The organism is Streptomyces sp. NPDC046197, assembly GCF_040646295.1.
Classification (GTDB): Bacteria; Actinomycetota; Actinomycetes; order Streptomycetales; family Streptomycetaceae; genus Streptomyces.
Map to the genome: position 1 here is coordinate 1 of NZ_JBEYZY010000083.1, position 5000 is coordinate 5000.

A 5000-nucleotide genomic window follows, 5' to 3' on the forward strand; every position below is an offset into this window, starting at 1 on the left:
TCCGTGCGCAGCGGGTTGATCTCCGAGACGGCGCCGACGAACGTGGTCTTGCCCACGCCGAAGCCGCCCGCCACCACGATCTTCGCGGAGGTGGTGGAGCGGGAAGGACCGCCGCTAGAGCTTGCGAAGTCCACTGAGCACCCTTTCGAGCAGTGTCACGTCTGGCTGGCCACCGGCGTTCTCGTCGCCGCCGGGCTGATGGATGGCGACCAGGCCCGCCTCCGCCAAGTCGGCGACGAGAATCCTGGCCACGCCGAGAGGGATCGTCAGGAGCGCCGATACCTCGGCCACCGACTTGATCTCGCGGCACAGATGGCAGATCCGCTGATGTTCGGGCAGCTGGCCCTGCATCTGGTGCGGCTGCGCGGTGGTGTGCACCAGTGCCTCGATGGCGAGCTGGTACCGCGGCCTGGTGCGGCCGCCCGTCATGGCGTACGGGCGCACCAGGGGGTTGTTCGACGCCCCGGCGGGCGCCGGCTCAGGGGTACGTCGCTGCGGCTGCACCGGCTGGATGCGCGGCGCCGGCGGCTGGTCGTACGGCGACGGACCGGGGCCCTGCGGCGCGTACGGCTGCCGGTGGTTCGGGCCGGAGGGGAAGTTGTAACGGTTCGCCGAACCGTCGCCCTGGCCCTGGGCAGGGCCGTACGACCAGTTGCCGGTATTGGAACCGCCTGGGGGTGTTGCCACTTTCTCTCCTCCTCCGACCGTGCCGGGCACCCATCCCTGTGGAGCCGCGTCCCGAAACCTTACGGCCCCGGGACGCCAAAACGCACCGTCAGGCTATTAGTTGAGAAGGCTGCCCTGGAGCTCCGCCCGGAGGTCCGGGGTCAGGACCGTGCCGGCGCGGTCCACCAGAAGGGCCATCTCGTACCCAACCAGGCCGATGTCCGCCTCGGGGTGTGCAAGAACCGCGAGCGACGAACCGTCGGAAATGGACATGATGAAGAGGAACCCTCGCTCCATCTCCACAACCGTCTGGTTCACGCTGCCGCCCTCGAAGATGCGCGAGGCACCGGCGGTCAGTGAGGTCAGACCGGAGGCGACGGCCGCGAGTTGGTCGGCGCGGTCGCGGGGAAAGCCTTCGGACATCGCCAGAAGGAGTCCGTCGGCGGAGACCACCACGGTGTGGGACACCCCGGGGGTGTTGTCCACGAAGTTGGTGATCAACCAGTTCAGGTTCTGCGCCGCCTGGCTCATCGGGCTCACACTAACGCTCCTGGTTGTAGGTGCTGTCAGGACCGAAGCCCTGGCCGTTCTTTTCACTTCCTGCGCTGCGTCCCCGCTGGACGCCCCGGCGCAGGTTGCTCAGCCTGCCCCTGACGTCCTCGGGGGCGCGGGAGACCTGTGGGCCTCCCTGCGGGGTCGATTCCGCGGTGCCCTCGACCAGGTTGGCCTTGGGTACCCGCCGGGGCAGACCGGAGGAGGTCACTCCGCCGGCCTTCGGCTTCCGGAGCCGCGAGGCCTGCTGCCAGCGCTCGTCGTTCGCCGAACGCCAGCCGCTGTCGCCGTTGCTCTCCGCAGCGGGAGCCGGCGATTCCTGGTTCACGCGCCGCGCGCCGTTCGAGCCGCTCGCGGTGGATCCGCGGCGGGGCAGCCCGGCGTCGGTCAGCTCGTGGACGGCGGCGGTGGCCGGTCCCGGACGGTCGAAGCCTACGCGGTCCGCCTCGTTCACGTCAGCGGCCTGCACGGATTCCGTTTCCGGAGCGTAATGGTCCGGGTACCCGTTCCGTTGCCCGTCCTGCTGCGGCCAGTCGTCCTGGTAGGACGGCTCCTGGAAGGCGGGGTACGTCTGCGACGCGGAGGCGTGCGCCGACGTGTGCTCCTCCTGCACCGGCTCCGCATACGCGGAGTCGGGGTAACCGCCGTTCGGCGCATAGCCGTTGCCCTGGGGCAGACCGCCGTTCGGCGCGAAGTACCGCTCGTCGTACGACGGCTGTGCCGGCGCGTCGTATGCAGTGCGTCCCGGTTCGTCGTAGGCCGTCTGCTGCTCGCCGTACGCGGTCTGCTGCTCCCCGTACGCCGTCTGCGGGTCGTACCCGGCGGCGGACCGCTCCTGGTAGGACGCCTGACCGTTGTCGTACGCCTGCTGCCCGGTGGGCTCGTCGGGGTACGCGGGCGTCTCGGCCGCCTCCTGGGCGGGCTGCTGGCCGTGCGTCTGGGCCTCCAGCGCGGCACGGCGCCCCCCGCGCATCAGCGAGCGGCCGACGGGGTCCAGGTCCCGGAGGTCGTCGGGGACGTCCGCGTAGCGGCTGTCGTCGAAGCCCAGCTCCGCGGCCGTCAGCAGGGGCGGCGCCTGGCTGAAGCTCTCACCCTGGAAGTTCTGCTCCGGGATGATCTGCGAGACCGTGAACTCGTCGCGGTCCAGGGACTGCTCGCCGCCACCGCCGTGGGTGATCGCGTCCGGCAGCATGACCAGCGAGGTGGTGCCGGCCTGCTCGCCGGAGGGGCGCAGCTGGACCCGGATGCCGTGCCGGTCGGCGAGGCGGCCGACCACGAACAGGCCCATGCGCTGGGAGATCGCCACGTCCACGGTGGGCGGATTGGCCAGCTTGTGGTTGATGTCCGCGAAGTCCTCGGCGGTCAGGCCGATGCCCTTGTCGTGGATCTCGGTCATGATCCGGCCGTCGGGCAGACGGGTCGCCGTGACGCGGACCTTGGTCTGCGGCGAGGAGAACGTGGTGGCGTTCTCCAGCAGCTCGGCGAGCAGGTGCACGAGGTCGGTCACGGCGCGGCCGTGGATCTCGGCCTCCGGGACGCCGGACAGTTCGATGCGCTCGTACTGCTCCACCTCGGAGGAGGCGGCGCGCAGCACGTCGACCAGCGGGACCGGCTGGTCCCAGCGGCGGCCGGGCTCCTCGCCGGCCAGAACCAGGAGGTTCTCGCCGTTGCGGCGCATACGGGTCGCGAGGTGGTCCAGGCGGAAGAGGTTCTCCAGCTGGTCCGGGTCGGCCTCGTTGTTCTCCAGGTCGGTGATCAGGGTCAGCTGGCCCTCGATCAGCGACTGGTTGCGGCGCGAGAGGTTGGTGAAGATCGCGTTGATGTTGCCCCGCAGCAGGGCCTGCTCGGCGGCGAGCCGGACGGCCTCGCGGTGGACCTGGTCGAAGGCGCGGGCCACTTCGCCGATCTCGTCGGTCGAGGTGATCGGGATCGGTGCGACCCGGGTGTCGACGCGGCCGGGGTCGGTGCGCGAGAGCTGGTCGACCAGCATCGGCAGGCGCTGCTCGGCGATACCGAAGGCGGCGTTGCGCAGCCGGCGCATGGAGCGGCTCATCTGGCGGGCCACCAGGCCGGCCAGGATGAACGCGGCGAGCAGTGCGATCACGACCACCGCACCGGTGATGAACGTCGACTGCTTGGCGTCGTCGGCGATGCTCGCGGCCTCGTTCACCGCGGTGTCGGCCATGTCCGACTGGATCTTGACGTAGGCGTTGTACTTGAGGGTGTTCACCGCCCACCAGTTCTCGGGGGTGATGCCCTTCGTGGCGAGCGCCTGACGCTCGGCGGGATCCGTGGACTTCAGCGTCGCGAGGGCCGTGACCATGTCGGTCGGGTCGGACGGCGGGGCGACGTAGTTCGGGTCCTTGGCCTTGGCCTGCTCGGCCATGCCCGCGGCCTGGGACTGGATCTCCCGCTTCTGCGCGTCCAGCTTGTCCGCGTCGGCCTGGGTGCCGCCGCCTATGTACTCCTCGACGGCGATGCCCTCCAGGTAGGCGTAGGAGGAGAGGGCCACGCGCTGGCTGGCGAGGCTGCCCGCACCCGGACCCGGCTTGATCAGCAGGTGCATGCCGATCGAGCGCTCCAGCGACAGGGCCGCCTGGGTGAGGGAGATGGCGTAGACGGTACGGCCGTAGGAGGTGATGTTGCCGGTGCCCAGACCGAGCTCGTTGGCGAACTCCATCAGCGGGTGGGCGATCTTGACGTAGCCCTCCTCGGTCTGCACGCCGGTGAGCTTGGAGGTGTAGGCGACCGCACGGAGCGACTGGAGCTCGGGCTCGGCCTGGCGGAACAGCTTCAGCCGGCGCTGCAGGCCGGACTTCTGCGGCAGGTTCTGGGCGGCCTGGTCGAAGGCGTCGGCCGCCTTGTCGGTCGCCTGGCGGGCCGTGGAGACGGTCGCCCTGTCCTGCGCGGTCTCGGCGGCGCCCTTGAGCAGGGGAGCGGCGGTGGTGTCGCGCTCGTTGTAGAGGGCGTCGGCGTAGGCCAGGGAGGCCCGCACCAGACGCGCGGTGTTCTCGGCGTCCTGAGCGTTCTGCCAGGTGTCGATCGAGCTCTTGACCTGGAAGCCGCCCATGACGAGGCCGACCAGCACGGGTATGAGCAGGATCGCGTTCAGCCGGGTCGGCACCCGCCAGTTGCGCGGGGAGAAACGGCCGCCGCTCGGGGCGGGAGTGGCCGTCGGCTCCGGACCGGGCACGTGTGCGGCCGCCGCTCCGCGCGGCGGCGGGGTGAAGTTGCCCCGGGCCGACGGCTCGGGGCCGTTCTTGCTTCGCCTCACTCGACCAACAACCTCTCGGCGGTCGGCACCTACGTTGTGCCGCAGTGTCTCAGAGCCCAGTACGCCCTCGACTGATGAGTACGTCTTTGACTAATGGGCAGTTCAGGCATTCCAGCACGTCAACCTGCGCTCTTCCAAACAGTGGAAAGCGCTGATTCCAAGTGATGTAAGTCCCAGATAAAACGGTCATAAAGAGCGAGCCCCGCCAAAAGGCGGGGCGATTGTGCGCGCAGTGAGACCGGGTGTGCGCGACGCGTGGCCGTACCACCCGATTCCTCTGCCGAAACGTTATGAACACCGGGGCCGACCGTGTCAAAGGACACAGCCGGCTCCGGTGTGACTACGACAACTGCCGTATGAGCGCACCTATTTGATGGCTGCATGTAACGGCTTCGAGGCGCTACCTCAGGCGTGCCATCAGGGCGTGTTCCACCAGCGTGATCAGTGCGGACTTGGCGTCCGCGCGGTGGCGGGCGTCGGTGGTGATGATCGGGGTGTCGGGGCCGAT

General features: G+C 69.5%; 3 protein-coding genes and 2 pseudogenes. All 5 read right to left on the reverse strand.

Features of this window, described 5'->3' with window-relative positions; genetic code table 11:
• Positions 1-134: pseudogene (locus tag AB0A61_RS40800) on the reverse strand (ATP-binding protein); the annotation flags it as partial.
• Complete coding sequence (locus AB0A61_RS40805) at positions 115-687, reverse strand: DUF742 domain-containing protein (protein ID WP_361304628.1); 573 nt, start codon at positions 685-687, stop codon at positions 115-117. The gene AB0A61_RS40805 and the pseudogene AB0A61_RS40800, both read right to left, overlap by 20 nt.
• 96 nt (positions 688-783) lie before the next feature.
• Positions 784-1197: a roadblock/LC7 domain-containing protein gene (locus AB0A61_RS40810; RefSeq protein ID WP_033321188.1), complete on the reverse strand. Its 414-nt coding sequence runs from the start codon at positions 1195-1197 to the stop codon at positions 784-786.
• A 10-nt stretch (positions 1198-1207) separates the two neighbouring features.
• Positions 1208-4492: a nitrate- and nitrite sensing domain-containing protein gene (locus AB0A61_RS40815; RefSeq protein ID WP_361304632.1), complete on the reverse strand. Its 3285-nt coding sequence runs from the start codon at positions 4490-4492 to the stop codon at positions 1208-1210.
• Between the two features lie 400 nt (positions 4493-4892).
• Positions 4893-5000: pseudogene (locus AB0A61_RS40820) on the reverse strand (ATP-binding protein); the annotation flags it as partial.